This is a genomic window from Cytobacillus sp. SAFR-174 (assembly GCF_051964675.1).
Classification (GTDB): Bacteria; Bacillota; Bacilli; order Bacillales; family Cytobacillaceae; genus Cytobacillus.
Map to the genome: position 1 here is coordinate 285,062 of NZ_JBQCMZ010000002.1, position 26,003 is coordinate 311,064.

Annotated in this window: 24 protein-coding genes and 1 riboswitch; of the genes, 14 read left to right on the top strand and 10 right to left on the bottom strand. The window is 41.8% G+C overall.

Annotated elements, in window-relative coordinates; genetic code table 11:
• Positions 1-2: 2 nt before the first annotated feature.
• The 3 genes from metC to ACTHRG_RS03730 all read right to left on the bottom strand — a co-directional run bounded on the left by metC (position 3) and on the right by ACTHRG_RS03730 (position 2,868).
• Positions 3-1,187, bottom strand: a complete 1,185-nt coding sequence (gene metC / locus ACTHRG_RS03720; protein WP_076262323.1) for a cystathionine beta-lyase — start codon at positions 1,185-1,187, stop codon at positions 3-5.
• Entirely contained in the window at positions 1,184-2,296 is a 1,113-nt protein-coding gene (locus ACTHRG_RS03725; RefSeq protein ID WP_076262325.1) for a methionine biosynthesis PLP-dependent protein, read from the bottom strand. The genes metC and ACTHRG_RS03725 overlap by 4 nt, the downstream gene beginning before the upstream one ends.
• Before the next feature lie 76 nt (positions 2,297-2,372).
• Positions 2,373-2,488: riboswitch (SAM riboswitch) on the bottom strand.
• Between the two features lie 200 nt (positions 2,489-2,688).
• Positions 2,689-2,868, bottom strand: a complete 180-nt coding sequence (locus ACTHRG_RS03730) for an H-type small acid-soluble spore protein (RefSeq protein WP_197206973.1) — start codon at positions 2,866-2,868, stop codon at positions 2,689-2,691.
• 164 nt (positions 2,869-3,032) lie between these two features.
• Between ACTHRG_RS03730 and ACTHRG_RS03735 the strand changes: the two genes are divergently transcribed.
• From ACTHRG_RS03735 to ACTHRG_RS03750, 4 genes are all read left to right on the top strand, one after another.
• A complete protein-coding gene (locus ACTHRG_RS03735; protein ID WP_440230592.1) occupies positions 3,033-3,272 on the top strand; it encodes a hypothetical protein in 240 nt (79 codons plus the stop codon).
• A 314-nt stretch (positions 3,273-3,586) separates the two neighbouring features.
• Complete coding sequence (sucA, locus tag ACTHRG_RS03740; protein ID WP_076262327.1) at positions 3,587-6,430, top strand: 2-oxoglutarate dehydrogenase E1 component; 2,844 nt, start codon at positions 3,587-3,589, stop codon at positions 6,428-6,430.
• A 1-nt stretch (position 6,431) separates the two neighbouring features.
• On the top strand, positions 6,432-7,685 hold the full coding sequence (odhB, locus tag ACTHRG_RS03745) for a 2-oxoglutarate dehydrogenase complex dihydrolipoyllysine-residue succinyltransferase (protein WP_076262329.1): 1,254 nt from the start codon (positions 6,432-6,434) through the stop codon (positions 7,683-7,685).
• A 234-nt stretch (positions 7,686-7,919) separates the two neighbouring features.
• A complete protein-coding gene (locus tag ACTHRG_RS03750; protein WP_286149067.1) occupies positions 7,920-8,045 on the top strand; it encodes a hypothetical protein in 126 nt (41 codons plus the stop codon).
• Between the two features lie 71 nt (positions 8,046-8,116).
• On the opposite strand, the gene sda is transcribed toward ACTHRG_RS03750, so the two are convergent.
• The gene (sda, locus tag ACTHRG_RS03755; protein WP_035330849.1) at positions 8,117-8,248 is read right to left on the bottom strand and encodes a sporulation histidine kinase inhibitor Sda; all 132 of its coding nucleotides are present in this window, start codon (positions 8,246-8,248) and stop codon (positions 8,117-8,119) included.
• A gap of 210 nt (positions 8,249-8,458) precedes the next feature.
• Between sda and ACTHRG_RS03760 the strand changes: the two genes are divergently transcribed.
• The 7 genes from ACTHRG_RS03760 to ACTHRG_RS03790 all read left to right on the top strand — a co-directional run bounded on the left by ACTHRG_RS03760 (position 8,459) and on the right by ACTHRG_RS03790 (position 14,351).
• Positions 8,459-9,253 (top strand): VOC family protein, encoded by a 795-nt coding sequence (locus ACTHRG_RS03760; protein ID WP_076262331.1) that lies wholly within the window; start codon positions 8,459-8,461, stop codon positions 9,251-9,253.
• Between the two features lie 204 nt (positions 9,254-9,457).
• On the top strand, positions 9,458-11,110 hold the full coding sequence (locus tag ACTHRG_RS03765; RefSeq protein WP_440230593.1) for an AMP-binding protein: 1,653 nt from the start codon (positions 9,458-9,460) through the stop codon (positions 11,108-11,110).
• A gap of 158 nt (positions 11,111-11,268) precedes the next feature.
• Entirely contained in the window at positions 11,269-11,421 is a 153-nt protein-coding gene (locus ACTHRG_RS03770; protein WP_175609166.1) for a hypothetical protein, read from the top strand.
• Between the two features lie 656 nt (positions 11,422-12,077).
• Positions 12,078-12,947 carry a gamma-glutamylcyclotransferase gene (locus ACTHRG_RS03775; protein WP_440230606.1) on the top strand — a complete coding sequence of 290 codons (870 nt, stop codon included), beginning with the start codon at positions 12,078-12,080 and terminating at the stop codon, positions 12,945-12,947.
• Positions 12,948-13,314: 367 nt separating this feature from the next.
• Positions 13,315-13,761 (top strand): VOC family protein, encoded by a 447-nt coding sequence (locus ACTHRG_RS03780; protein ID WP_076256612.1) that lies wholly within the window; start codon positions 13,315-13,317, stop codon positions 13,759-13,761.
• Positions 13,762-13,849: 88 nt separating this feature from the next.
• A complete protein-coding gene (locus tag ACTHRG_RS03785) occupies positions 13,850-14,092 on the top strand; it encodes a hypothetical protein (protein ID WP_076256610.1) in 243 nt (80 codons plus the stop codon).
• Between the two features lie 55 nt (positions 14,093-14,147).
• Positions 14,148-14,351, top strand: coding sequence for a DUF6501 family protein (locus ACTHRG_RS03790; RefSeq protein ID WP_035330842.1), 204 nt, complete (start codon positions 14,148-14,150; stop codon positions 14,349-14,351).
• A 39-nt stretch (positions 14,352-14,390) separates the two neighbouring features.
• On the opposite strand, the gene ACTHRG_RS03795 is transcribed toward ACTHRG_RS03790, so the two are convergent.
• Together ACTHRG_RS03795 and yidC are read right to left on the bottom strand one after the other, a co-directional pair.
• A complete protein-coding gene (locus ACTHRG_RS03795) occupies positions 14,391-14,945 on the bottom strand; it encodes a YhcN/YlaJ family sporulation lipoprotein (RefSeq protein WP_440230594.1) in 555 nt (184 codons plus the stop codon).
• A gap of 109 nt (positions 14,946-15,054) precedes the next feature.
• Positions 15,055-15,843 (bottom strand): membrane protein insertase YidC, encoded by a 789-nt coding sequence (gene yidC, locus ACTHRG_RS03800; RefSeq protein WP_076256605.1) that lies wholly within the window; start codon positions 15,841-15,843, stop codon positions 15,055-15,057.
• 537 nt (positions 15,844-16,380) lie between these two features.
• On the opposite strand from yidC, the gene ACTHRG_RS03805 reads away from it, so the two are divergent.
• The gene (locus ACTHRG_RS03805; RefSeq protein ID WP_286147786.1) at positions 16,381-17,310 is read left to right on the top strand and encodes a lysylphosphatidylglycerol synthase domain-containing protein; all 930 of its coding nucleotides are present in this window, start codon (positions 16,381-16,383) and stop codon (positions 17,308-17,310) included.
• Positions 17,311-17,564: 254 nt separating this feature from the next.
• On the opposite strand, the gene ACTHRG_RS03810 is transcribed toward ACTHRG_RS03805, so the two are convergent.
• Positions 17,565-18,623 (bottom strand): glycoside hydrolase domain-containing protein, encoded by a 1,059-nt coding sequence (locus tag ACTHRG_RS03810; RefSeq protein WP_076256600.1) that lies wholly within the window; start codon positions 18,621-18,623, stop codon positions 17,565-17,567.
• A 388-nt stretch (positions 18,624-19,011) separates the two neighbouring features.
• Here ACTHRG_RS03810 and ACTHRG_RS03815 point away from each other — a divergent pair, with 388 nt between their 5' ends.
• Positions 19,012-20,469 (top strand): nicotinate phosphoribosyltransferase, encoded by a 1,458-nt coding sequence (locus ACTHRG_RS03815; RefSeq protein ID WP_440230595.1) that lies wholly within the window; start codon positions 19,012-19,014, stop codon positions 20,467-20,469.
• Positions 20,470-20,496: 27 nt separating this feature from the next.
• A complete protein-coding gene (gene nadE, locus ACTHRG_RS03820) occupies positions 20,497-21,318 on the top strand; it encodes an ammonia-dependent NAD(+) synthetase (protein ID WP_440230596.1) in 822 nt (273 codons plus the stop codon).
• Positions 21,319-21,355: 37 nt separating this feature from the next.
• On the opposite strand, the gene ACTHRG_RS03825 is transcribed toward nadE, so the two are convergent.
• The 3 genes from ACTHRG_RS03825 to pflB all read right to left on the bottom strand — a co-directional run bounded on the left by ACTHRG_RS03825 (position 21,356) and on the right by pflB (position 25,943).
• Positions 21,356-22,417 carry a hypothetical protein gene (locus ACTHRG_RS03825; protein ID WP_440230597.1) on the bottom strand — a complete coding sequence of 354 codons (1,062 nt, stop codon included), beginning with the start codon at positions 22,415-22,417 and terminating at the stop codon, positions 21,356-21,358.
• A gap of 471 nt (positions 22,418-22,888) precedes the next feature.
• Positions 22,889-23,617, bottom strand: a complete 729-nt coding sequence (gene pflA, locus ACTHRG_RS03830) for a pyruvate formate-lyase-activating protein (protein WP_076256590.1) — start codon at positions 23,615-23,617, stop codon at positions 22,889-22,891.
• Between the two features lie 100 nt (positions 23,618-23,717).
• Positions 23,718-25,943 carry a formate C-acetyltransferase gene (gene pflB / locus ACTHRG_RS03835; RefSeq protein ID WP_076256588.1) on the bottom strand — a complete coding sequence of 742 codons (2,226 nt, stop codon included), beginning with the start codon at positions 25,941-25,943 and terminating at the stop codon, positions 23,718-23,720.
• Between the last annotated feature and the right edge of the window lie 60 nt (positions 25,944-26,003).

A 26,003-nucleotide genomic window follows, 5' to 3' on the forward strand; every position in this document is an offset into this window, starting at 1 on the left:
TATCACCCCCGCTGTAAAATGGATTGCTTTGTTTGTTCGACTGCAGATAAAGCTGCATTAAAATCTTTCATAATATCGTCTGCGTTCTCCAGGCCAACAGAAAGACGGAGAAGACTGTCTGTAATTCCGCGCTGTTCTCTTTCAGATGCAGGCATGGCTGCATGCGACATTTTGGCAGGGTAGGAGAGGATGGATTCAACTGCTCCCAGACTTACTGCAAAAACAGGAATTTTCGCATTTTCCACAAATACTCTCATCGACTTTTCATCTTCAAGTTCAAAAGACAAGACGGCACCTGCATTCACAGCCTGCTTTTTCTGAATATCATAGCCGGGATGTTCTGCAAAACCGGGATAATGAACTTTCTTTACTGCTGGGTGATCATGAAGGAAACGAGCAATCTTCTCAGCTGATTTCACAGACTGATCCAGCCTTACCTGCAGCGTTTTAATTCCTCTCAGCACAAGCCAGGCATCCTGAACACCCAGAACAGCTCCAAAGGAATTTTGGAGAAAAGCCAGTCTTGCACCTAACTCCGGATCCTTTACAACAGCTAAGCCGGCTACGACGTCACTGTGTCCGGATAAGAATTTGGTTGCGCTGTGCAGCACGATATCCGCCCCTAAAGAGAGCGGTTTTTGAAGGGCAGGGGTCAGGAATGTATTATCCACAAATGTCAGGGCTCCATGCTGTCTTGCAAGTGAACTGATGGCCTGTATATCTGTCACTTTCAGCAGCGGATTGGAAGGAGTCTCTACATAGAAAACTTTCGTGTTTGGACGGATTGCTTCTTTTACTTCCTCTAGATTAGTCATATCAACAAATGTGTGCTCAATGCCAAAACGGGACAGGACTTCTGTTGTCATGCGATAGGTTCCGCCATATACGTCTTCTGTTATGACCACATGATCTCCCTGTGACAAGAGGAGGAATGCTGTAGAAATGGCAGCCATTCCAGAAGAAAAGGCAAACCCTCTAATCCCTTCTTCAAGCTCGGCGATGACTTCCTCAAGTGCTTCCCTTGTTGGATTCAGGCTGCGGCTGTAATCATATTTTCCGAATGCATCTATATCTTTTTGATGGAAAGTGGAGGCATGCTGGATCGGTACACTGACTGCTCCTGTTTCCGGGTCGAACTTTTGATTATTGTGAAGCAATTTCGTTTGAAATGTGTAATTCGTACTCATCGTACTGCCTCCTTTAAAACCTTTGCAAAAGCATGTTCAAGATCCGACTTCAAATCTTCTGCATTTTCGATTCCAACCGAGAAACGCAGAAGCCTGTTACAGACACCGGTTTCAATGCGGATCTCTTCTGGGATGTCCGCATGCGTTTGTGTTGCGGGATATGTTATAAAACTCTCGACTCCGCCAAGGCTTTCAGCAAAGGAGATGAGGGAGAGGCTCTGCAGAAAAGGATTCACCCAGGATTCATCCTGGACCCGGAAAGATATCATTCCTCCTTTGCCTGGATAAAGAACATCCGTTACGGCAGCGTGGTCTGATAAGAAAGCCGCTAATTCCCGGGCATTTTTTTCATGACGTTCCATGCGAAGAGAGAGTGTCTTCATGCCTCTGATCAAAAGCCAGGAATCAAATGGGCTAAGGACTGCACCGGCAGCATTGTGGTTCATGGCAAGATCCTCACATAACTGTTTGCCTTTTGCGACAACTAAACCGGCAAGTACATCATTATGTCCTCCAAGATACTTTGTCGCACTATGGATGACAATATCAGCACCAAGCTTTAGAGGCTGCTGAAGAAGGGGGGTGTAAAATGTGTTATCAACGATCAGGAGAATATTATGCCGTTTCGCGATATCAGCTATTAACTGAATATTTGTCTCTTCCATCAGCGGATTAGTGGGAGTCTCCAGAAAAATAGCTTTCGTATTTTCGGTGATTAATTCTTCAACATTTTCCGGAGTGCTCGTATTCACATATTTGCTCTGCAGTCCCCATTTTTTGAAGCCCTGTTCAAGCAGACGATAGGTTCCGCCGTATAAATCCTTGGAAACAATCCACTCATCACCTGATTTAAAGAGGGAAAGAATCGTAAGGATGGCGGCCATACCAGAACTGCAGGCATAGCCTTGATCGCCTTCTTCCAGATCGGCGATCGCCTTTTCAAGCAGCTGGCGGGTAGGATTGCCTGTTCGGCTATAGTCAAAGCCGGTTGACTGGCCAATGCCTTCATGCCGGTAGGCAGTTGAAAAGTATACAGGCGGATTGACTGCACCTGTTGCTGATTCGCTCCTGTTTCCGATTTGCGCTAATTTGGTGTCAATATTGTACATGCTGGTAAACACTCCTTCATCATAATAAAAAAAAGCCTTCTATAAGAAGAAGACTTTTTAATGTAAACAGCCATTCTTCTTATCTTTCAAGTTTCTAAAAAACTTGCAGGAATTAGCACCTTTTCAATCAAAATACGATTGCTGGTTGCTGAGGCGTCGTCGGGCCTTACCCTCGACCTCTCTGGATAAGAAATCAAATATTAAATTTTCTCTAAACTTTACTACAGTAAACCGTTAATAGTCAACACTTTTTTGAATATTTCATGTTATAAAAAATATACGGCCAGGCATCTTGAGTCCTTCTGCCTTAAAAATCTGTTTTAAGGAGGAATAAGGAGGATCTTGAACCAAAAAAACTTTCCATTACATTCTGGAAAGTTTTGTTAGGGTATTCATTCTTCAATCAAATCGTTAACCGACACATCCATTTCTTTTTCAGAATTTGCTTTAGTGTAAATGCGTGCTGTCTTAGTCTGCTCATCTACATGCTGAATGATGATCGGTATGCCATTTAAAGTAACACTGTGCATTTCAGCAGACTCAGCAATCTCTTTTGCTCTGCCTATATTCATGGAAAAACCTCCTGAATTTGAATAATTTTAATGTGCCTTAAAAAGACACATATTATTCTTTTAAAATTTGCCTGGCATAAACTGTTATAGGTAGACCTCTTTAAAGTTCAGAATATTTCCTTTATAATAATGAGGAAAATAATATTTCTTGGAGGGAAGCTTTTATGCAAGAACATAGTCACTGCCGTCACAGATTTACCGAAACAGATGGGCCAGCCGTTTTCCGGACAATTGATGGCATTGAAGTGAATGTTGCCGGCAGCTTATTCCAAAAATGTACAACATGCGGTCATTTTGATTTTCCCGTGGATACTAGAGAAGCCATTGAATCTTCCCTTAAAGAAAACAGAAAAAATACCAATGAATCGAAACAAATCTATATTAACCTGGTAGAAACTTTTTAAAGCCGAAACTTTTCGGCTTTTTTTATGTTCAGTTATTTCATATTTATAAATGTTTACCTTTTTACAAATCATTTTTTTAGAATAAGTAATTACTAGAAAAAATTTTTTATAGTTTTCCACTATATTCATGTTTTTATCTTTGTACAACTAGATTTTACGTGTTAGAATAGCTGTGGAAACGTTTTATCCTCTGAAAAATATTATTATTCGTAAAAATGAATTGTTAATTTCTTCTAATGATGGGTATTGTACTTTTAGAGAGAAAAAACGTATTGAATTATTCACTTACAAAACAGTTATGGAGGTAATTTTCCATGAAAAAGCCATCGAATGGTGAGGGACCTTTTGAACAGGGATTTCATGGCCCAAACCTTGGCTACGTTATTGAACTTTATGAAAGATATTTAGAGGATCCATCCTCGATTGATCCTGAAATGAAAGAGTACTTTGAAAAAAATGGTTCCCCTTTAACAAGTGAAGGGACGGGACAAATGGCTTCATCAGCAAATCAGCCAATGAATGCCGGACAGCTTGAGAAAACACTTGCTGCTATTCGCCTGGCTGATAATATCCGCACATATGGCCACTTGGCTGCCGATATCTATCCGCTGGGTAACAATAAATCGGAAACTGCTTTATTTGAACTGAGCAAATATGGCTTAACTGAAAATGACTTAAAAGAGATCCCTGCTGGTGTCATTACCAAAGATGCCACATACCCTTTACGCAACGGACTTGAAGCAATTGAATTCCTGAAGAGCGCTTATATGGGACCCATTGCTTTTGAATTCCAGCATATATTTGATGAAAACGAAAAAGACTGGCTTCGCCGTAAAATAGGAGCCAACAGCCATAAGCTGTCAATGCAAAAGGCGGAAAAACTGAAAGTTTTAAGAAGACTGACTGAAGTTGAGGAATTTGAAAAGTTCCTTCATAAAACCTTCGTCGGACAAAAAAGATTCTCCATTGAGGGTCTTGATACAATGGTTCCTTTATTGGATGAAATTGTTTCTGAATCTGTTTCGGATGGAGCAAAAACAATTAACATCGGCATGGCCCACCGCGGAAGGTTAAACGTTCTTGCCCATGTTCTTGGCAAGCCATATGAAATGATTTTCGCGGAATTCCAGCATGCGCCGAATAAAGAACTGGTTCCTTCTGAAGGATCCATCGGAATCAATTACGGCTGGACAGGCGACGTGAAGTATCACCTTGGTCTGGATAAACAGATCAAAGATGAGAATACGACCATTGCCAGACTGACATTAGCTAACAATCCGAGCCATCTTGAATTTGTAGGTTCACTGGTTGAGGGCTACACGCGAGCTTCACAGGACAACAGAACAAAGGCCGGTTATCCTGAAGTAGATCCAAAAGCTGCTTTAGCCATTATCATTCATGGAGACGCTGCATTCCCTGGTCAGGGCATTGTAGCAGAAACACTAAATCTTGGACAGCTGACAGGCTATAACACTGGCGGTTCGATCCATATCATTGCCAATAATACAATTGGTTTCACAACAGAATCACATGATTCCCGCTCTACCAGATATGCAAGTGATCTGGCCAAAGGGTATGAAATGCCAATTATGCATGTTAATGCAGACGAACCTGAAGCAGTAGTGGCAGCGGCAAGAATTGCCTGCGAATATCGTGCTAAATTCCAGAAGGATATCCTCATCGACTTAATCGGATACCGCCGTTTTGGACATAACGAGATGGACGAGCCTATGACGACGAATCCTCTTATGTATAATATTGTACGCAATCGGCCAACCGTGAAAGCGCTGTATGCTGAAAAGCTTTTAAATGAAAAGATCATCAGCAAAGAGGAAGCTGAAGGCGTCCATAATGAAGTACTGGAAAAAATGAAGGCTGCCTATGAAAAAGTGCCAAAAGAAAAGAAGGCAGCTGAGTTAACCGATCCTCCTGAAACTGTCGAAAAGGGTCTGCCAAAAATTAATACAGCCGTTTCAATTGATAAACTCAAGCAAATCAATGAAGAACTATTAAAATGGCCGGAGGATTTCAAGGTATTTGATAAACTCGGCAAAATTCTGCAGCGCAGATTGGAAGCGCTTGAAGGGGACGGCAAGATTGATTGGGGTCTCGCAGAAACACTGGCATTTGCAACCATCCTATCTGATGGTACACCTGTCAGACTGACTGGCCAGGATTCAGAGAGAGGAACATTTGCTCAAAGAAACGTTGTTCTGCATGATCATACAACTGGAAAAGCGTATTCACCTTTGCATAAACTCTCAACTGCCAAGGCTTCATTCGCAGTCCATAATAGTCCATTATCTGAAGCCGCTGTTGTAGGCTTTGAATATGGATATAATGTATTTGCTCCGGAAACGCTTGTTTTATGGGAAGCTCAATATGGTGATTTTGCCAATGCAGCACAAGTAATGTTTGACCAGTTTATTGCTGCCGGCCGAGCAAAATGGGGGCAAAAATCAGGTCTTGTCATGCTCCTTCCGCATGGTTATGAAGGACAGGGGCCTGAACATTCAAGTGCGCGCCTGGAAAGATTCCTGACTCTTGCAGCTGAAAATAACTGGACAGTTGCCAATCTTTCTTCATCAGCACAGTATTTCCATATTTTAAGAAGACAGGCTGCCATACTTGGAAAAGAGGAAGTTCGCCCGTTAGTGATCATGTCTCCGAAAAGTCTGCTGCGCAATCCGACTGTCGCATCAAATGGAATTGAATTGAGCGAAGGAGAGTTCCGATCTGTAATCGAACAGCCTGGTTTAGGTGAAAATCATGAAAAAGTGAAACGCATCATTCTTGGATCAGGAAAGATCACAATTGATTTAGCCGAAAACCTGAAAAATTATCCGGATCAGGATTGGTTCCATATCTTACGTGTGGAAGAAATCTATCCGTTCCCAATGAATCAGATAAAAGACATTTTAACCCGTTATCCAAATGTGGATGAAATTGTCTGGATTCAGGAAGAACCTAAGAATATGGGTGCATGGAATTTCGTTGAACCTAGACTGAAAGAAATCGCAGGCAGCGATATCGATGTCACCTACATCGGAAGAAGACGCCGATCAAGCCCGGCAGAAGGTGACCCGACTGTTCATAAGAAAGAACAAGCACGCATAATAGATGAAACCCTATCACGCAAGCAAGAAGGAGGAAATTAAGGTGGCAGAAATCAAAGTTCCAGAATTGGCGGAATCCATTACAGAAGGTACGGTGGCACAGTGGCTGAAACAGCCTGGTGACACTGTCAATAAAGGTGACTATGTTGTCGAACTTGAAACAGACAAAGTAAATGTTGAAATTATTTCTGAACATAGCGGAGTTTTACAGGAAATCAAAGCACAGGAAGGCGACACGGTTAATGTAGGTGAAACCATTGCTATCGTTAATGAAAGCGGACAAGCTGCACTTGCACCGGAAAAAGCCGAAGAAAAGCCTGAAGCAGCTAAAGCTGAAGAACCTAAAGCAGAGGAGACGCCAGCACAGCCTGCTGCTGAAGAAAAAACAGGCGGACAGCGTCCAATCGCTTCACCGGCAGCACGTAAACTGGCAAGAGAAAAAGGCATTGACCTGAGCCAGGTGCCGACAGGGGATCCACTGGGCCGAATCAGAACACAGGATGTTGAATCCTTTAATCCCAACCAGGCAAAACAGCAGGCTCAAACGCCAAAACCGGCAGCAGCTTCCAAACCGGCTGAACAGGCATCAGGCGGAAAAGAAGTGGAACGGATTAAAATGTCCCGCCGCCGCCAGACAATTGCAAATCGCCTTGTAGAAGTACAGCAAACAGCAGCCATGCTGACAACGTTCAATGAAGTGGACATGACCAATGTAATGAACCTTCGCAAGAAGCGGAAAGATAAATTCTTTGAAGAAAACGATGTTAAGCTTGGCTTCATGTCATTTTTCACAAAAGCGGTCGTTGCAGCACTTAAGAAGAATCCTTACTTAAATGCTGAAATTCAAGGCAATGAAATCGTTCTAAAAAAATTCTATGATATTGGTATCGCTGTTTCAGCTCCTGAAGGTCTTGTCGTTCCGGTTGTCCGTGATGCAGACCGCAAAAACTTTGCTGAGATCGAAAAGGATATCATGGACCTTGCAGTGAAGGCAAGAGACAATAAGCTTGCTCTTTCAGACCTGCAGGGAGGAAGCTTTACCATCACAAATGGCGGTGTATTTGGCAGCATGATGTCTACGCCAATTCTGAACGGACCTCAGGTTGGTATCCTTGGAATGCACTCCATCCAGCTGCGCCCGGTTGCGATAGATGCTGAAAGAATGGAAAACCGTCCAATGATGTACATTGCACTATCGTATGACCACCGCATTGTTGACGGAAAAGAAGCTGTAACCTTCCTGAAACGCGTCAAAGAACTGATTGAAGATCCGGAAAGCCTTCTTTTTGAAGCCTAATAAATAATGAAACCAGAGTGGAGTTCCGCTCTGGTTTTTTTAATAGCATAGGAAACTATAAAAATGAACGATATTAATAGCTCTGTGGAAGAGTGTCTGCATCCAGCTCCAGCGCCTACCCCCTCGAGGTGTAGGGGGTGAGCAAGGCGCTTCCGCTTTCGTTATGGAAAATTATTTGCATTAAGGAAACAATGTACAGGTTATGAATAGTATATTAAAAAGCAGGTGATAATCTTGAAAAGACGGCAAATGAAAATTCTGCAGTATAGTGCGGTGTTAAAGAAATTAGGGGTTATAAGTGAAGAGGAATATGAAAATATAAAAAAAGCAAACAAACTTACAGCATACGTCCGAAGATAATAAAAAAAGCGGGAATAGCTCCCGCTCTACATATTCAATAAGTATTTGCAAACTAATATGGTATTTGAAACTTACTCTTTAAACGGTCTTAAGCCGCGTTTTTGAATCTCCGTTTTTAATATCCTAATCCATTCCTTTTCAGACCCTGACTTTAATGCATCACGATACGAGACGACCAGCTGTTCATTACTCATAATTTTCATTATGCATACCTCCTGGTTAAATGGATTGAATATTCTATTTTTTATTATTGTAAAGGTTATTTAAGATTTTGTGAACCCTTTATTAAAAAAAGATTTATTACATTATGGTGACATTTTTCTGCAAACTCTTTTCACAGGAGCAGAAGGTAGACGGTGTTTTACAGGAAAGGTAAAATTTATATAACTACTGAATAAAGGGAGAATCTGCATATGAATGTAACGCTTGATCATATTGTCCACTTTATTAAGGCTGAGCCGGCTGCTGCTGCTGCAAAATGGAGGGATCATGGATATAAGGCAATCGCTGGGGGCAGCCATGAAAAATGGGGAACATATAACAGTCTTTTGTACATTGGGCATTCCTACCTCGAATTTTTATCGATTGAAAAGGATCATATTGCCTTAAGTACAGATAATCCTCTTATTAAACAGCTGACAGAAGAAATCAGACATGGAGAAGGGATAGGCCAAATTTGTTTCCGAACCAATAATATTGAGGATTTGCAGAATGAATTAACGGAAAACGGCTTTGAGACCTTTCCAATCTTTAATGGAAGCAGAAAGAGGGAAGATGGAAGCATCCTTTCATGGAAAATGCTCTTTATAAAGGAAAACCCAGGTTATAAATACCCATTCTTTATTGACTGGGGCATGGAAGACGATAAGAGCTTAGAAGGATTGAAACAACAGGGCTTAATTGATGAGAAGCTTGCTGCTAAAAAGATTGAAGCAGTCTATATAGCTTCAAAAGACTGTGAAAAATCTGCGGCAGCATGGCAGGAGATCATGCCAGCTTCCGGTGCTGATATTTACATAAGCCATGATGGAAAAGAAAAAAGAGCATCCATTCTGATTGGTTCAGTAAATATCGTCTTTTGCCAGCCATTAAACGAGAATGGAATGGCAATGGAGGTCCTTCGAAAAAAAGGTGAAAAGCCCTTTGCTGTTCAATTAGCGCCAAGCCTTGAAAAAGAAATATCGCTATATGAAGGTCTTTATTTTTAACGAGAGAGAAGTTTCAACTTTAACCTGCTGCTCCTTTTAAAGGGCAGTTTTTTTTCATCTTATAAAAATTAATAAACTATTACTATATGAAAATATTGAATATTCAGCAATATGTGTTAACATAAAATGTAAGCGTTTTATATCACTCATCTTAGAGGAATCTTTTGCATAATGATTAGATCATATACCAAGGAGGATTTCTGGATGACAGAATTATTGAATCTTACAGTAGGGAAGCTCCTGGAGGAGAAAGCCGGCCTTCACCCTGATCATGAAGCTGTAGTATATGCCGATCGCGGGCTCCGAATGAGTTATAAGGAGTTTAATGATTATTGCAGGCTTGCTGCCAAAGGGTTTATGAAGCTGGGCCTTGAAAAAGGAGAGCATATTGCAGCATGGTCAACAAACACGCCGGAGTGGCTTACGTGCCAGTTTTCAACAGGCAAGATGGGGGCTGTCCTTGTAACCGTTAATACAAACTATCAAGCTGCTGAACTCGAATATCTTTTAAAGCAATCTGACAGTACAACGATTGTTCTGATGGAAAAGTTCAGAGAAACTTCTTACATAGAAATGCTGTACAGCATTGTCCCTGAATTGAAGGATTCCGAGCCGGGGCAGCTGAAAAGCAAAAGACTTCCTTTCTTAAAAAACGTTATTGTCATGGGAGAAAAACGCTTCCCAGGTACATACAGCTGGGAAGATATTATCCGGATGGGTGAATCAGTCACAGACAGAGACCTCGATGAGAGGATGGAAAGCCTTGACCCTGACGATGCCATAAATATGCAATATACATCAGGAACGACAGGCTTTCCAAAAGGGGTCATGCTAACCCACAATAACATCGTTAACAATGGATACAATATCGCAAATTGTATGCAATTAACAAAAGATGACCGCTTATGCATTCCTGTTCCATTTTTCCATTGTTTCGGCTGTGTGCTTGGAACGATGGCATGTATCTCCGTTGGCGCCACAATTGTACCGGTGCAGGAATTCAGCCCTAAAGCTGTTCTGCAGACTGTCCAGGATGAGAAATGTACAGGCCTTCATGGGGTGCCGACAATGTTTATCGCAGAGCTGAATGATCCTGATTTCAGCAAATATGATCTATCGACCCTTCGTACAGGCATAATGGCTGGCTCCAATTGTCCAATTGAGGTCATGAAAGGCGTTATCGAAAAAATGGGCGCTAGCGAAATAACCATTGCCTATGGACAAACAGAGTCATCGCCTGTCATAACCCAGACACGGACAGATGATCCAATTGAACTTAGAGTGGAGTCTGTCGGAAGGGCATTGCCGAATGTAGAAGTGAAAATTGTAGAGCCGGGCACAAACAACGAAGTCCCTGCCGGTGTTCAGGGGGAATTATGTACCAGAGGCTACCATGTCATGAAGGGATATTATAAAAATCCGGATGCTACAAAAGAAGCCATTGATGAGGATGGCTGGCTCCATACCGGGGATCTCGCTGTAATGGATGAGAACGGGTACTGTAAAATCACGGGAAGATTAAAGGATATGATCATCAGGGGCGGAGAAAATATTTATCCGCGCGAAATAGAAGAATTCCTTTATACTCATCCGCAGATTCTTGACGTTCAGGTGGTTGGGGTTCCTGATGCTGTGTATGGTGAAGAAGTGGTCGCATGGGTAATAGCAAAGGAAGGCTCTGACTTAACCGCAGAAGAACTTCGCGATTACTGCAAAGGGAAAATCTCACGCCATAAAATCCCTCGGTATATAGAATTTATTAAAGAATATCCAATGACAGCTTCAGGCAAAATTCAGAAGTTCAGATTGCGTGAACAAGCTAAAGAAGTCATTGAAAATGCAACTACATTAAAATAATAAGCATAAGAAACCTGCGGGGAACTACCCGCAGGTTTTTTCATTTTCCATCTTCGTTCATTCAAAAGGCTTAAAATAACTCCTCCTCAGAACCAATGTTATAAAGCTTATGAGAAATTAAAATGGTATTAAAGATATGAGAAAAGGAGCGAGAGCAGATGTATGATGAAATGTATGTAATGGAAGCTTTAATGAAGGCTAAACAAAAAGAAATGGATTTAATTACACCACACTTGAAAAGCTCAAATAACAAATTAATTTGCAGGCTTCCGGTAATTAAAAATTTGGATGCCTGCCAATGCCAGGAATGACGGAGATGTTTCTCCGTCTCAGTTTGTCGACAAAAGGGCTTCGGAATGGTCTCATTCCGAAGCCCTTTTGTAATTTTTACTCATTTTCCTCTATATACAGATCTTCCTCTGGCCTCCTTCTAGACCATTTTAGGCTCCGGCCATGTCCAGCGCATGCCATGCTTTTCTTTTGCATCTGCGAAAACACGTTCAATGGTTTCACTAAATGATCTTTTGGCACAAGCTCGTCCAGAGTACCATTTACAGCTGATGACGTTGAATGGAACTGTTTTTTGAAAGCTTCTTCTTCACCTCAAGCAATTGATATTCCTATTGAATCAAGACTTGGAGAACATGCGATACAAAATTCAGAAAGCCTGTTGATTGGAGTGGAAGGCGCGAAGACTCCCGCGGGAGTGCTGGACAGGTGAGACCCCGCAGGCGCGAACGCGCCGAGGAGGCTCAGCGCCGGCCCGCAGGAAAGCGAAGCGCCTGGAACGGAAATCAACAGCCTCGATTACACGCTAAATAAAAAAACTGCAGACAAGCTCGTTTTTTATCGAGTTTGTCTACAGTCTGTGACGGAGATGTTCCTCCGTCTTCTTTTTTTGAAAAGAATCTTCCGAAAATGATACTATAATAAACAAAAGAGAGAACCAAGGGGGAACGTTTTGCTGATGACTACACAGAAATTGTTTGTATATGGAACCTTAAGAATGCATGAAACAAATCACTTTGTTCTTAAAGGAAGTCCCTGCATTGCCGAGCAGGCATGGGTATACGGAGAATTATTTGATACTGGACTAGGCTATCCCTCTATGAAACCATCACTAGACCAAAAAGTGTATGGCGAGCTTTATGAAGTGCATTTGGATCATTTTTCCGATCTGGATGAACTGGAGGATTATATCCCGGGCAGAAAAGACAATTTATACGACAGGGTAGAACAGACTGTCCATACGGATAATGGAGAAGTAAATGCACTTGTATATGTATCCTCAAGGGATGACCTGCTGGCAGAACCAATCCTTCACGGAGATTGGAAGCTTTACCAGCTTATGAAGGATAAGCCGGAGAAGACCTATTATTTTGCTTACGGGTCCTGCATGGATGATGAACGATTTTGCGTGGCCAAGGTAGATCACCATTTTAAAACAATAGTAGGAGGCGGAAAACTGGCCGGTTATTCAATGCAATACCTGTTTTCCAGAGATGATGGAGGAAGGGCAGATATTATAGAAAATGGCGGTGTTACTGAAGGGGTTCTATATGAACTTCCCTATGAAGCTGTTGAATATCTCTTCAAAAGGGAAGGCTTTTACGGGCAATGGTACCGTCCTGCCTTTGTAAAAGTTCAGGCAGGGGATAAATTGTACACAAATGTCCTGACTTTTCATGTCTATAATAAAAAAGGGGAGCTGCCCCCGCCTGACCATTACGCTCTTGAAATTCTCCGCGGCGCAAGAGGAAGAGTAAGTGATGATTATTACAAAAAGCTTGAGCAGCAGCTGGAAAAACTGGGAGTAAAAATTCGACTGGATGCATGATAGCATACGACTAAAGGATGAACACAAGTTCATCCTTTTTCCTGTATGGTAGGGTTGTCGCTTTTTATAGAATAAAGTGAAACTTCAATCAGTGGGGGTGTTCCTTATCCCCCACTGATTGTTAGTCGCGTTCTAGTGTCGCTAAGATCTCCGCTAGCGCTTCGATCAATCGACACTACGAACCCGATTGGTTCAACTAAGCCTCTGCCTGCGCGTCGGCAAGTTTCACTGTATCTCACCAATCGGGCCTTTACGGGCAGTGTGACCCCCGCTAATCCTCCTTTGATCCCTCTGAGTCTTGAAGTGGGGGTCTTACTGCCCGTTAGACTGCGATAAAAACAGAAAAAAATGAATTGGAGGACTTACCATGCAGGGAGCAAAATTATATGAAGCACATCTAAACTCAAGCAATTTGGAAAGAAGCATCAAATTTTATGAAAACCTCGGCTTTAAAGCAGCTTACACAACAGAAGACAGAAAAGCAGCATTTTTCTTTCTCGGTGAAAATAAAGAGAACATGCTGGGCATCTGGGAAACAAAAGACACCCCAATTAAGAGAAATCATATAGCCTTTTCTGTTTCACCTGAGAAGCTGAGGGGGATTATTCCATTTTTAACCGAAAAAGAGATCGAGGTGAGGGAAAGCTTTGGCCTATCACCGGCAGAACCGATTGTCCATACATGGATGCCGGCTGCTTCAGTCTATTTTTTTGATCCGGACGGCCACTCATTAGAATATATCGCTGTCTTAGAGGGGCAGGCAAAACCTCACCTAAATCCAATGCACCTAAGTGACTGGGAAAAACTAAGCTAAATCCTGCAAAATTTCATTTGGTGGTTTGAAACAGGCTAAGCGGGTGGTATATAACCTTTGCCATCATCTTAGAAAGAGGGTCATCAAAATGAAAATTTTAGCAGATAATGGCTTTTATGAAGTGGAATATGAGAATGAACATTATGATCATTTAGAATTTGTACGAATAGACCAGATCTGTGAAATTAACTATGTAACAATGAAAAACTCGTTAACTGGAGAAGTTTTTACATTTGAGGCAGATAAAATCAAGCGACTTCGAAAAATAATGAAGCTAATGCCAGCCGTTAAAGAGAATCTGGTTGCAGACAACCGTTCCTTTTCATTATAATATAAACTAAACAACTAAACATATAAGTAATGCAGACTTTGAAGGAGTGGCAATAGTGATTCATTTAAACTGGCATGAACGCGAAACATTGAAAAAAGTAAAATGTGTGCACACAGACGCAGCAAAATACATTGTAGACCGGGCTTTAACAGCAGGGAATATCTATGATGTGAAAAATGAAACGGAAGAGTTTTATTTCATTGTAGACAATTCCGGAAAAGTAAGCGGATTTTATAAAGACTACTTCCAGGATGCTTAACCCCAAAAAGAAAACGGCCTGTTATGGGCCGTTTTCTTTTTATCTTTGTGTCGGGAAAATTCTGCGCACAGTTTGTGTAAATTCATCAAAAAATCCTTCTACTGGATGACCGGCCCGAATGTCCTCTGAATATCCTGTCATTCGGTCATAAAAGTCGGGGTTAACAGAAACATACACATTATCGATGTCTTGATCGACAGCTTTCACCTGATCTGAAATCTTACCCTCAACATCCTTAGTCAATTCTCCATTTCCATCATTTAAGCGTGCGGCCACATAGGCATTATTGTCTGTTACGATGACATTCGCAGATTCAACCTCTGGTATAGAGGTAATTTTATCGGCAGCTTTATCAGCAACCTTCATTCTCGGAGAATCATTTTGATTGTCATTGTCCGTTCCCGTGCGGGTAAGATCAATCCCCGGCTCAGTAGTGCGTCCATTTTCGCCATAGTTGCTGTCGTTCACTTTAGTCGGCTCTGTCAGGTCTCTGTTTCTCTGAGCTGTTTCATTCATATCAGTATCATTCATGGCACAGCCTGCAAGCAATGCAGCTGACAGTGCTCCTGTCATCATTAATTTACGCTTCATCATACACTTTCCTCCTTTTGAATTTCCCCCTTATCTTTCCAAGAATAGACACTGTTATTCAAATTTCTTTAAACAAAAAAGGAGCATGGCATTAAGCCTGCTCCCTGTTACATTACGATTCTGACATAAACTGCACATGATCAGTTTTATCTTTTGTATATAATCTTCTTCCAAGCCATGATTGAAAAACTAAAAACAATCCGCCCGCAGTCCAGTATAGCGGCAAAGCTGCAGGAGCATTTAAAGAAACCAGCATAATCATTACAGGAGACATTAAACCCATGAATTTCATTTGCTTTGGCGTTTGCGCAGTCATATTGCTAAGTGTGAACCGGTACTGAAGATAGTACACTATTCCTGCAATGATCGTGATCCAAATGTCAGAATGACCCAGATTAAACCAGAGAAATGAATGTGCCGCAATTTCCTGATTTCCTCTAATGGCATAATAGAACCCCATTAAAATGGGCATTTGAATTAAGATTGGAAGGCATCCCGCCGCATTCAAAGGATTCACTCCATGTGATTGATACAAACCGAACATTTCCTGCTGCAGCTTTTGCTGCTCCTCCGGTTTTTTCGCTGTTTTCAGCTTTTGCTGGATTTTATCAAGTTCAGGTTTTAACTTATCCATTTTTTCTTTCATTAAGCTTTGATTTTTATATTGTTTAAGCATTAAAGGCATTAATATCAGTCTAATCACGATCGTAATGAAGATTATGGCCAGTCCGAAATTCCCATGAAAGAAAACAGCCGTTCCATGTATGGCCAATGCAAACGGATTGACAAAATAATGATGGAAAAAGCTTGTTTCTTGTCCTCCTTGTGCCTGACAGGCAGATAAGAATATTGGCAATATGATGATCATTGTAATGGCCAGCAACCGTTTTATTTTTCTCATTCAGGTCAAACCTCCCGCTATATTTTTTTATAAAATAGGGGAGAGGCCTTCCGGCTCATCGCTTTGGTCGCCTTTTTTCAGGATCAGTTTTGCCATCCACGACTGAATCGAATCGCAAATAAAGGTCCGATCCATGCAAAATTCTGGAAGGTTTTCATATTCCTTTTGTTCATTCCCGAGATTTCCGGGACTATAAAAAGCAGGCTTGAATTTCCAAATGATTAACAGCTTAGCAGCTAAACCAATGATATATGTTAAATAAAGAGTATATTCTGATGAAATAAAAGACGATTCAATTATTAGTTCAAAGATGTCAGTTCACCTCTATTCACATATTTAAGTATAATTGAATGCAGTATTGATAACAATTGCAGATATTGAACCATTTGCAAAAACTTATTTCTTGTCCATTCTATTGTCACTAAATAGGAATATAATAGGAAAAAGTATATATATATTAAGCTTTTGTATGATACACTCTATCAGGGAGATTAAATTATCTCTAGTTCTCTAAATGAATGGTGGGGTATTTTGTCCTTGTTCAAACAAAAAACAATTATCACGCTTGCCAAACTCCTTGTACCCTTATTCATTTTGCTGTTTGTCATGCTTGAAGCAAAAGGGATATTCACTGATTTTAATTGGGCTCTCCTTGAGCTTTATGTTGACCGGCTAACCGTCCGCCGAATATTTTTTATCCTTTTATTGGGACTGGCTGCCCTTTTTCCAATGTACTTTTATGATGAAATTTTGCAAAGGCTTTTCAGAATTAGGGTTCCTAAAAAAAAGCTTTTATTTTATTCTTTATCTGCTAACGCTTTCTCTAACTTTATCGGACTGGGAGGTGTGGCAGGAGCTACACTCAGGTCCTATTTTTATAAAGATTACCTGACTGGCAGTACACCGTATATCAAAATAATTGCTAAGCTGTCACTTTTTTACCTTACAGGCTTGTCTATATTATCATGGGTTGTCCTATTTACCGATTTACATTTGTATGATGATGTAAAGCTTATAAAGCTCGCAGTCTGGGCTGTCGCTGCCTACACACCGCTGCTGCTGGGCGTTTACTTTTTTAAGTCGTCATTTTGGAATACAAAGCACATCAAGAAGGGGTTTGCAGGGGAACTGCTGACGGTTTCATTACTGGAGTGGCTGTTTATTATCATATGTATCTGGGGAATTGCCAGGGCACTGGAAGTTTCGATTCCATTTTTTGTTTTGTTTCCGATTGTCATTATCTCTGCTTGTGCCGGTATTGCGAGTATGATACCAGGCGGAATAGGATCCTTTGACTTTGTATTTTTAATTGGACTGGAATCACAGGGAGTCCCATCAGAACTGGGGCTATTGATTCTCATGTTCTACCGTCTCAGCTATTATATTGTTCCTGTGTTTATCGGCACTCCGTTTATCATGAATCAGTTTTGGAATAACGGATTGCCAAAAAACAGCTTTAAAATGTAAAAGAGCTTTTAGGGGCTCTTTATTTTTGGCTCTTTTCGTATAAAATGTTGTTTTAGCCAACAATGTTGTCCGTTGAATTCCGCTCCAGGCTGCTCAGCGAACAGCGGGGCAGGACTTTGAATATGCTTCCTTGAGTAAACACCGCACGAAGAAAATGCGAATGCATTTTTGAGGATCTCGCACCTTCCGCTCCAATCAACTCTGTAAATAATATATTAAAAGTAAACCTCGCCAATACAATTCTATATTTTTATTCACCAAAGAACATCCAAAATGTCTTTGTTAAATAAGTTTGTATCAATATTGCATGCCTCAGCATCAATTCCATACTGCCAGCCCGCAATCAGTGAGTTTTCCGGAGCTTCAGGTTTATATTCAGGTGCCTGTTTCTTGGCAGTGATCCCTATATTCGGCGCGGCAGTCCATATAAACGTGTTTTCAAGAAGGGGAGAGTTTTCGGCTGCAGCCTGTTCAAAAGCTTTCCTCAGGGCCTTATCCTCATCAAAAATTCCATAAATGCCAGATTCATAAGGTGATTCAGACATGGCCTGATACCAGCCTTCTATAAAAGAAGAGTCGACAGGATAACTAGGCTCGATATCCGCAAAAACCGCGACACCCTCGGGTATTCCCAGCTCTTTTGCCAATTGAACAGCTGCTCTTGCTTCACTCTGTCCATTTTCAAGGCCTGTTGCATCATTAAATCGATTCCATATCACGAGTAATTTAATATCATTGCCTTGCAGCAGTTGAGCCTCTTCGGGTGTAATGCCTGCTGATACACCTTCTTTTTCACCTAAATACCGTCCCCATACTTTAGGAGATCCAAAGTTTTCACGAACACAAGAAAGCAAGTCGCTTGTAGTGAGACTTGCCGAGTCTACACCCCAAACGACTTCATCATCCCCAGACTGGCCGTCCTGGTCATTTTCCTTACCCTTATTGCCGCTGCTGTTTTCATTATCTTTTTGACCGGAGTCCTGATTTTTATCAGCCTTATTTTTTATCGTATTTGTTACATTTACATCCACATTTACTTCTACATCGTTCGTAACATTATTATCGATTTGGCTGTCTTCACTATTATTTAAATCGTTGTCGATTGAGTTATTCACATTGGCTTTATTGCCTTTGATATTATTTTTTACCTCATTTGAGATATCACTATCATGGCTCTTGCTTTGGCCATCTGGAACGGTCACTGTTTTTGGCGGCTCGGCATCCTTTGTATCCATAAGCGAAAAAGTAAAGAGCGAAATCATTACGGCAAAAAATGCGGTCACAACGAAAGGCAAAAGGCCTCGTCTATCCATATCTCACAGCCCTCCTTGTCAGTTCATGACATCTTATGCGGAGGGCGGAAGGTTGGTGATTGCATCAAAAGGGGAGTGAAGAATAGTTTCTTATCTTAAAATAATATTACAGTAGCCGACGCTCGGGAAATATTTTCGAAGTGTTATAACGGGATAATATCATTTGTTCTTAATAATGAACACATGCTTGAGAATGTGTAAAAAAGTCTTAAATGGGTAAATATCCGTATATATTCAGGCTGAAAAATTTGCTTAAGGCTTTGAACTTCACTACTATTAAATTAATAGGCAAATTTTTCATCCATTTAAGTTGAGAAAGATGTGAATGGGGGATACTAGCCAATAAAAGAAATACATAAGTAAGATTTGTCACAGGAGGTTTGAGATTATGCACAGGGAATTTGCGGATGACAGTATAGCTTTGCATACTGATTTGTATCAGATCAATATGGCGCAGACTTATTGGGAAGACAAAATACATAATCGAAAAGCGGTCTTTGAAGTATATTTTAGGAAACTCCCTTTTGGGAATGGATATGGTGTTTTTGCCGGGCTCGAAAGGGTCATCGAGTATATTGAGAATTTCAGATTCACCGAGAGCGACCTGCAGTACTTAAAAAACGAATTGAATTATGCTGACGATTTCCTCGATTATCTGAAAAACATGACTTTTTCAGGAACCATTAAATCAATGGAAGAAGGCGAGCTTGTGTTTGGCAATGAGCCGATTATGCGTGTAGAAGCTCCGCTGGCAGAAGCCCAGATCGTGGAAACAGCACTATTAAATATTATAAATTACCAAACTTTGATTGCTACAAAAGCTACACGAATCAAAGAAGTCATTGGCGATGGGACAGCTATGGAATTTGGTTCCAGAAGGGCACAGGAAATGGACGCTGCCATCTGGGGAACGAGAGCAGCGTATATAGGAGGGTTTGATGCCACATCAAACGTAAGAGCCGGAAAGAAATTCGGCATTCCAGCTGCAGGAACCCATGCCCATTCTTTTGTACAGGCATATCAGGATGAGTATACCGCTTTTAAGAAATATGCCCAGACCCATAAGGACTGTGTTTTTCTCGTAGATACGTATGACACGCTGAAATCCGGAGTCCCGAACGCCATTAAAGTAGCTCGGGAATTGGAAGGTCAAATCAACTTTAAAGGAATTAGACTGGATAGCGGGGACTTGGCGTATCTGTCCAAAGAAGCGAGAAAAATGCTGGATGATGCCGGTTTTCATGATACTAAGATTATTGCATCAAATGATCTGGATGAATACACCATCATTAACCTCAAAGCTCAAGGAGCGAAAATCGATATTTGGGGCATAGGCACAAAATTGATCACGGCTTATGAGCAGCCGGCATTAGGAGCTGTTTATAAACTCGTTTCAATAGAGAATGAAGATGGTAAGATGACTGACACAATAAAAATCAGCGGCAATCCTGAAAAAGTGACCACTCCCGGTCTAAAGAGAGTATATCGGATTATTAACAAAGACAACCATAAATCAGAGGGAGACTATATTGCACTGGATCATGAGAATCCTCAAGCAGAATCCAAGCTTAAGATGTTCCATCCAGTTCACACGTTCGTAAGCAAATTCGTTACCAATTTTGAAGCGAGAGAATTGCATAAAGTGATTTTTCAGGAAGGGAAGCTCACCTATAAAGTTCCATCCTTAAAAGAGATGCAGAGCTTTGCAAAGGAAAATCTCAACGTATTATGGGATGAATACCGCCGTTCTCTAAATCCGGAGGAATACCCGGTCGACCTGAGTCAGGAGTGCTGGGATAATAAAATGAACATGATCAGCCAGGTAAAACAAAATATAAAGAGCTGAAGCTTTATGAAGAGGGAGGAACCTGCAATGAATAAGCAAAAAGAAATTATGGAAAATTTAAACGTGAATCCAGCAATCGATCCAAAAGAAGAGTTAAAAAACAGAATCCAGTTTTTAAAGGATTACCTTGTTAAAACGAATGCTAAAGGGTATGTACTTGGCATAAGCGGCGGCCAGGATTCCACTCTCGCCGGAAGACTTGCACAGCTCGCCGTTGAAGAATTGCGAAAAGAAGGCAAGGAGGCAACATTCATGGCAGTCCGTCTGCCATATGGTGTACAGCAGGATGAAGAGGATGCACAGCTGGCGCTTTCTTTCATCCAGGCTGACCGTGAAGTTGTATTTAATATTAAAAATGCAGTTGATGAAGTAAAAACCGAATATGATCGCATATTGCCTGAGGAACCGTTAAAGGATTATCATAAAGGCAATGTGAAAGCACGCATGAGAATGATCGCCCAATATGCAATTGGCGGCCAATACGGCCTGCTGGTTATTGGAACAGATCATGCAGCAGAAGCAGTCACAGGATTCTATACAAAATATGGCGATGGCGGAGCAGACGTCCTGCCACTATCCGGACTGACTAAAAGACAGGGAAAGGCACTTCTTAAAGAGCTTGGGGCAGAAGAAAGACTTTACTTAAAAGTGCCGACTGCGGATCTTCTGGACCAGAAGCCCGGACAGGCTGATGAAACCGAATTAGGTATTTCATATGATGAATTGGATGATTACCTCGAAGGAAAATCAGTAAGTCCGGAAGCGGCAGAAAAGATTGAAAAACGTTACTTCGTTACCGAACATAAGCGCCAGATGCCGGCATCCATGCACGATAACTGGTGGAAATAAAGCCACTCAAAAAGGAAAATCCCTGTGGATTTTCCTTTTACTTTTGAGCTAATTTGTTTGAAACATCATTGTAAAATCTCTCCGGTTCATCCACATTCAGAACGATGCGGCTTGCTTTTCTTTTTATGCCGTACATCAGCTCATAAACTGCCGGCTCCTTCAGTATAATTTCGAACATCGGCTTTTCCTGGATAAGATCAGGCACTCTGGCATCAAATACATCATTCATTTCTTGTCTGCTGAACTTTTCGGGACCATCATAATAGTTGATCTCCTTAACTTTCTCCAATTTGAGGTACATGCTTTTGGAGAATCCGGTTTGCAGCAGCAAATGAGAATCAGTAAGGACGAAAGGGGTTAAGCGGGTGGCGTTTATCTCGGCCAGGAAGTACATAATGCCATAAATATTGGCTATTAGGATGATATATGCCACAATTGCATTCCATGAATGAAGCCAATAATGAAGTCCGATCGATTCAATGGCTATCGCATGGATCAGCATAATATAAACAGCATTTACACTTGTTTTTTGATGGTAGGTGAATGAATCTCCATGCTTTATGGAAAGCTTCTTTTTCCATGAGAACAGGGCGTAATTAAACATAGCGAATTCAGTCGCGAATATAGTACCCAATCTATTATTCGGTAAATGGGTTTCAGCCGCACTCTTTACATTAAAAAGAAAAAGCGAATTAACACCGTCCAGCCTGCGGTATTCTTTTAAAAGTACAGGCAGTTTAGTAAGAATCTTATAGGCAATAAACAGCTCCAGCCCAATAAACAGCGCTTCGGAAAAAACAATTACATACGGCAAAAAGGCAAACTGCGAAAATTGGCTGGCAGGGATAATAAAATAAGCAGCTGCGTACCCTGCTAAAATAACTGCCCCTAAATACTTCAGCGAATACCTTTTGCGCAGGATAAGGAAATACGCCAACAGCGGTACAACAACCAGCAAATCAAACAGGGAGCCAACCGCCGCACCGTCCGGAACCGGACCAAAGAATGGGGTTCTGTATAGGATGTAGTTGGAAAACAGAATCATAGATAAAAGTACACCAAACACCAGCCACTTAGGCCTTTTCAATGAAATTGTCATAATTATCCACCTCGGTTTAATTATAGCTTATTTGAGGGGGAAATCATATTGGAATTTTGGTGAATTCAGACTCAGCGAGCACCAGTTTGCGAGTTTGTGTCAGAACCCTAGCTATCTTCTGACTCAGCGAGCATCTGTTCATGGGTTTGTGTCAGAACCTTAGCTATCTTCTGACTCAGCGAGCACCAGTTCACGGGTTTGTGTCCGAACCCAGGCCATCTTCGGACTCAGCGAGCACCAGTTCTCACTTTTGTGTCAGAACCCCAGCCATCTTCGGACTCAGCGAGCACAGGTTCTCCTTTTTGTGTCAGAACCCCAGCCATCTTCTGAGTCAGCAAGCACCCAGTTCACCGTTTTGAGTCCGAACCCAACACCCATAACAAATACAAGCTAAAAACAAAGCCCCAATCACAAAATTGGGGCATACCACGTAAAACGTTTCATCTAAGATCCTAAATCAAACCAAACTATCTATAACCCAGTCAAAATCCGATAAGCCCATTCCGCTTTCTCCTCACTCGGCGGCTCAATATCCTTCAGCGGATATTCCAATCCAAGCGCTTCCCATTTATATACACCAAGCTTGTGATAGGGGAGGACCTCAATTTTTTCCACATTATTCAATTCTTTTATAAAACAGCCCAATCGTTCGAGATCCCGTTCATCATCCGACCTTGTTGGCACCAGCACGTGGCGGATCCAGACAGGCACCTGATGATCAGACAGATACCGGGCAAATTGAAGGATGTGTCCATTTGTAAGTCCTGTCAGTTTTTTATGTTTTTCCCTATCAATGTGCTTCAAATCCAAGAGCACCAGGTCCGTATAGTTCATGAGCTCTTTCAGCTGTGCCTGGAAAAGCGGGGAGCTGGAATAGCAGCCTCCTGATGAATCAACGGCAGTGTGAATGCCAAGTTTCTTGCATTCTTTAAAAAGCTCTATAAGAAATGGAATCTGCAGTAAAGGTTCACCGCCGCTGACTGTGATGCCGCCTCCGGAAGCCTCGAAGAAAGGGAGATAGGATTGCAGGTCATTCATGATTTCTGAAACGGACATTTGCTTCCCTGTTCCAATTTCCCAAGTATCTGCATTATGGCAAAATTGACAGCGCAGGAGGCACCCCTGTGTAAAAATAACATACCGGATGCCAGGTCCGTCTACTGTACCGAATGTCTCTATTGAATGAATGTTGCCGTGCATGATCATCTTCCTTTCTATAAGCCCCGGGGCAGCCGCAGCTGCACCTTGCTAAAGCTTTTTGAAGAAGGGGGCCGAATAAAATGGCCCGCCATCCGATTGGTTACATGGATTCATGGAATGTTCGATTGATTACATCAAGCTGCTGCTCTTTAGTCAGCTTAATGAAGTTTACTGCATAGCCTGAAACCCTGATGGTCAGCTGCGGATATTCCTCCGGATGTTCCATGGCATCCAGAAGTGTTTCTTTATTAAATACATTGACATTTAAGTGATGCCCGGATTTTATGGCATATCCATCGAGTATGGATACCAGATTGCGAACACGGCTTTCATCATCCTTACCAAGTGCTTTAGGGACGATGGAGAAGGTGTTGCTGATGCCATCGAGCGCCTGTTTGTATGGCAATTTTGCAACAGAGGACAGGGAAGCAAGCGTTCCTTTCGTATCTCTTCCGTGCATGGGATTTGCACCTGGGGCAAATGGCTCTCCGGCACGCCTTCCATCAGGTGTATTGCCCGTTTTCTTGCCATATACCACATTTGAAGTAATGGTTAATATCGACATCGTATGCATAGAGTTTCTGTACGTCTGATGCTTTCGGAGCTTCTTCATAAACCGTTCCACCAGGTCTATAGCGATGCTGTCGACTCGATCATCATTATTGCCGTATTTCGGAAAATCTCCTTCTGTTATAAAATCAACCACTATCCCGTTCTCATCACGGATTGCCTTAACGGTTGCATATTTGATGGCACTTAGCGAATCGGCCGCAACACTCAGACCCGCAATGCCAGTGGCCATAGTTCTGAGAATTTCGGAGTCATGCAGAGCCATTTCAATTCGTTCGTAGCTATATTTATCATGCATGTAATGAATGATATTCAGCGTATTAATATAGAGGCCTGCCAGCCATTCCATCATAAAATCAAACTTCTCCATCACTTCCTCATATTGAAGGATGTCTGATGTTATTGGGGCATAAGCAGGGCCGACCTGAACGCCCAGTTTTTCATCTTTGCCGCCGTTAATGCTATATAAGAGTGCCTTTGCCAGGTTGGCTCTTGCTCCGAAAAACTGCATTTGTTTTCCGATTTCCATTGCAGAAACACAGCAGGCAATTCCATAATCATCGCCAAACTCAGGAAGCATGATATCGTCGTTTTCGTATTGAATTGAACTTGTTTCGATTGACATCCTGGCACAATATTTTTTGAAGTTCTCAGGTAGCTTGGCAGACCATAATACCGTTAAGTTCGGTTCAGGAGCCGGACCGAGATTTCTAAGGGTATGAAGGAAGCGGAAAGAATTCTTTGTGACAAGCGGGCGGCCATCAAGCGCCATCCCGCCAATGGACTCTGTCACCCATGTAGGGTCACCGCTGAATAATTCATTATAATCAGGCGTTCTGGCGAATTTAACTAGACGCAGCTTCATGACAAAGTGATCAACCAGCTCCTGCGCTTCTGTCTCGGTAAGTATCCCGTTCTTTATGTCTCTTTCTATGAAAATATCAAGAAAAGTGGAAACACGGCCAAGACTCATTGCTGCACCATTTTGTTCCTTGATGGCAGCAAGATAGGCGAAGTACAGCCACTGGAAAGCTTCAAGAGCATTTCCTGCAGGCTTTGATATATCAAAACCATAGCTGTTTGCCAGCTGCTTCAGTTCCTTCAGAGCCCTGATCTGTTCTGAAATCTCTTCCCTTAATCGGATATTTTCTTCCGTCATTACATTTGAGGTCGATTTCAAATCAGATTTTTTTGCTTCAATCAAGCGGTCAGCCCCATAAAGGGCAACCCTGCGGTAATCACCGATAATCCTGCCCCGGCCATATGCATCAGGCAGACCGGTTATAATGCCGGCCTTACGGGCGAGTTTCATTTCATCGGTATAGGCATCAAACACACCCTGGTTATGTGTTTTGCGGTAATCCGTAAATATCTTTTCCATATCTTTGCTGGCTTCATAGCCATATGCTTCACAGGCAGCCACAGCCATGCGGATTCCGCCAAATGGCTGAAGAGAGCGCTTAAATGGCTGGTCAGTCTGGACACCTACAATTTTTTCTTTATCCTGATACAGATAACCAGGTCCATGTGAGGTAATAGTGGAGACGATTTCTGTGTCCATATCGAGCACGCCGCCTTGTTCCCGCTCTTGTTTGGTGAGAGCCATTACTTTTTCCCATAATACCGATGTAGCTTGTGTCGGGCCTTCCAAAAAAGATTCATCTCCTGAAAAAGGTGTAAAGTTCTTTAATATAAAATCTCTAACATCAATTTCACGTGTCCAAATGCCTTCACTAAAGCCGTTCCATCTTTCCATGCCAGTTCACCTCAAAGAGATTATTTATATAACAGTTATTACAAATTTACTATACACTCA

Bases quoted from the DNA above. Each gene is read 5' to 3' on its own strand.
- pflB (WP_076256588.1), bottom strand. From the start codon at position 25,943: ATGGAAAGATGGAACGGCTTTAGTGAAGGCATTTGGACACGTGAAATT.
- ACTHRG_RS03815 (WP_440230595.1), top strand. From the start codon at position 19,012: ATGCACAGGGAATTTGCGGATGACAGTATAGCTTTGCATACTGATTTG.
- ACTHRG_RS03780 (WP_076256612.1), top strand. From the start codon at position 13,315: ATGCAGGGAGCAAAATTATATGAAGCACATCTAAACTCAAGCAATTTG.
- ACTHRG_RS03770 (WP_175609166.1), top strand. From the start codon at position 11,269: ATGTATGATGAAATGTATGTAATGGAAGCTTTAATGAAGGCTAAACAA.
- ACTHRG_RS03760 (WP_076262331.1), top strand. From the start codon at position 8,459: ATGAATGTAACGCTTGATCATATTGTCCACTTTATTAAGGCTGAGCCG.
- sda (WP_035330849.1), bottom strand. From the start codon at position 8,248: ATGAAAATTATGAGTAATGAACAGCTGGTCGTCTCGTATCGTGATGCA.
- ACTHRG_RS03765 (WP_440230593.1), top strand. From the start codon at position 9,458: ATGACAGAATTATTGAATCTTACAGTAGGGAAGCTCCTGGAGGAGAAA.
- ACTHRG_RS03735 (WP_440230592.1), top strand. From the start codon at position 3,033: ATGCAAGAACATAGTCACTGCCGTCACAGATTTACCGAAACAGATGGG.
- ACTHRG_RS03730 (WP_197206973.1), bottom strand. From the start codon at position 2,868: ATGAATATAGGCAGAGCAAAAGAGATTGCTGAGTCTGCTGAAATGCAC.
- ACTHRG_RS03825 (WP_440230597.1), bottom strand. From the start codon at position 22,417: ATGACAATTTCATTGAAAAGGCCTAAGTGGCTGGTGTTTGGTGTACTT.
- metC (WP_076262323.1), bottom strand. From the start codon at position 1,187: ATGAGTACGAATTACACATTTCAAACGAAATTGCTTCACAATAATCAA.
- sucA (WP_076262327.1), top strand. From the start codon at position 3,587: ATGAAAAAGCCATCGAATGGTGAGGGACCTTTTGAACAGGGATTTCAT.
- yidC (WP_076256605.1), bottom strand. From the start codon at position 15,843: ATGAGAAAAATAAAACGGTTGCTGGCCATTACAATGATCATCATATTG.
- ACTHRG_RS03725 (WP_076262325.1), bottom strand. From the start codon at position 2,296: ATGTACAATATTGACACCAAATTAGCGCAAATCGGAAACAGGAGCGAA.
- ACTHRG_RS03810 (WP_076256600.1), bottom strand. From the start codon at position 18,623: ATGGATAGACGAGGCCTTTTGCCTTTCGTTGTGACCGCATTTTTTGCC.
- nadE (WP_440230596.1), top strand. From the start codon at position 20,497: ATGAATAAGCAAAAAGAAATTATGGAAAATTTAAACGTGAATCCAGCA.
- ACTHRG_RS03775 (WP_440230606.1), top strand. From the start codon at position 12,078: ATGACTACACAGAAATTGTTTGTATATGGAACCTTAAGAATGCATGAA.
- ACTHRG_RS03785 (WP_076256610.1), top strand. From the start codon at position 13,850: ATGAAAATTTTAGCAGATAATGGCTTTTATGAAGTGGAATATGAGAAT.
- ACTHRG_RS03795 (WP_440230594.1), bottom strand. From the start codon at position 14,945: ATGATGAAGCGTAAATTAATGATGACAGGAGCACTGTCAGCTGCATTG.
- pflA (WP_076256590.1), bottom strand. From the start codon at position 23,617: ATGCACGGCAACATTCATTCAATAGAGACATTCGGTACAGTAGACGGA.